Raw genomic sequence first — 1603 nt, forward strand, 5'->3', positions numbered from 1 at the left:
CATCAAATAATTCGCATCAAATAATTCGTCTACGGAATGAAACTTTTTTAAGTTGCCTTCATCAAGTTCGGCAAAAGCTGCTATGGTTTCTGCATTGGGTTGAAACAAAAAAGAAGGAATAGCTTTATCTTGCGCAATACGTGTCATCAACACTCTCACAACATCACTTACTGATAAACCAGAGGCTTGAATAACTTGATTAGCGACATTTTGAATTTCTTCCGGTACACGCGCTTGCACCATGCGACTGGTAGCCATAATGACTTCTCCTCTCTCAACTGTATTTCAATGTAATACAATTGGAGTTTAATTTCAACTGTAAAGCATTCTTTTAAAAGTGGAGAGATTGTTTGGCTTAACAATCGCTTGCTTTTTTTAAGACTTCACCCACGTTTACGACGCTCTCCTGTTACATACTTAAAGAAAGAGGGTGGTAAAACGCCTTTAGCTGGCTTTAGATGTGCAAGTTCTTCATCTGTCAATGGCGGAGAATCCACGGCTTCCAAATCTTCTTTTGTATAACTGCAGCTTATATCAAAGTTTTTTGTGAAAGCCAACAACTCTTGCGTAACTTGAAGTGTATCCGTTCGCATACCGGAATATATACCCGATTATACCGGATCGTTAATTATCTGTTACGTTATAAAACCTTATAAGTGGAAAGATCATTAAACCCTACATTCAAATTTACTAATTTTGGAAAATTTATTTGCTTTTTCAGCTTGTAAGACACTAACGTCGTAAGCAGCTTGCATGTTAAGCCAGAATTCAGCTGTAGTATCAAAAAAACAGGCTAATCTGAGAGCCGTATCAGGAGTTACCGGACTATTTCCCGCAACAATACGTTCTATCCCCGTGCGTAGAACATTCAATGCTTTTGCAAGGGCATAAGTAGGCAGAGCATATTCTTCCCGTAAAATTTCTCCGGGATGAATAGCAATACAACTTTTCATCTCGACCTCCTACGGATCAATGATAATCGACGATTTCAACTTCATAGGCACCATTAGAACGGCACTCAAAACAAATGCGAAACTGGTCATTAATACGAATAGAATATTGACCTTTACGTTCTCCTTTCAATGTCTCTAAACGATTACCCAGAGAGCTGCGTAAATCTTTGAGATCAACTGCTTTATTCAGCATAAATAATTTGCGTTAGACTATACGCACGAGAGTTGCGAGAAAACTTTATGTGAATTGCCTTCTAAAAGATCTTTACACCGCTTATCCGCAAAAGATTCAATCACCAAGTCACTTTTATTCATTCTCTTATTTATCATAACATGATACTAATCTAAAGAAAAGGATGAATGTTAAAAAATATTTAGCAAAAGAGGTAAAAATGACAAAGAAGCATCGTGAGGATTTATCGCTTCGTGCGTTTGCCAAAAAGATGCGCGTTTCTCCTAATGCAGTGGTTTCTCGATTTAAGACAGGAAAATTTGATGCTGCTCTTTTTGAAGATGGTTCTGTCAATGAAGCGCTTGCAACAGCTATCTGGAATGAGAATCCAACAAAACGCCCTGCTCCATTTTTAGCACCGGATGGTCAACCGCGAACAAAGATCAAACAAACCTCTATAGAGGGCGCTAATGAATAC

Annotated in this window: 2 protein-coding genes and 3 pseudogenes; 1 reads left to right on the plus strand and 4 read right to left on the minus strand. The window is 38.2% G+C overall.

Translation table 11 applies throughout. The features are described 5' to 3' along the window. The 4 genes and pseudogenes from CEV08_RS09125 to CEV08_RS10100 all read right to left on the minus strand — a co-directional run. Positions 1-258 (minus strand): type II toxin-antitoxin system RelB/DinJ family antitoxin (locus tag CEV08_RS09125; RefSeq protein WP_100131276.1); only part of this gene is annotated, 258 nt, incomplete at its 3' end. Between the two features lie 128 nt (positions 259-386). Then, positions 387-557 (minus strand): annotated as a pseudogene (locus tag CEV08_RS09130) (BrnA antitoxin family protein); the annotation flags it as partial. A 111-nt stretch (positions 558-668) separates the two neighbouring features. Continuing rightward, positions 669-953: a HigA family addiction module antitoxin gene (locus CEV08_RS09135; protein WP_100131278.1), complete on the minus strand. Its 285-nt coding sequence runs from the start codon at positions 951-953 to the stop codon at positions 669-671. Positions 954-969: 16 nt separating this feature from the next. Continuing rightward, positions 970-1283 (minus strand): annotated as a pseudogene (locus tag CEV08_RS10100) (type II toxin-antitoxin system RelE/ParE family toxin). Positions 1284-1345: 62 nt separating this feature from the next. Here CEV08_RS10100 and CEV08_RS09145 point away from each other — a divergent pair. Further along, positions 1346-1603: pseudogene (locus tag CEV08_RS09145) on the plus strand (hypothetical protein); the annotation flags it as partial.

Source organism: Bartonella tribocorum (assembly GCF_002778015.1).
Classification (GTDB): domain Bacteria; phylum Pseudomonadota; class Alphaproteobacteria; order Rhizobiales; family Rhizobiaceae; genus Bartonella; species Bartonella tribocorum_B.

Excerpts from the sequence above, each read along its gene's own strand:
- CEV08_RS09135 (WP_100131278.1), bottom strand. The coding sequence starts at position 953 with ATGAAAAGTTGTATTGCTATTCATCCCGGAGAAATTTTACGGGAAGAA.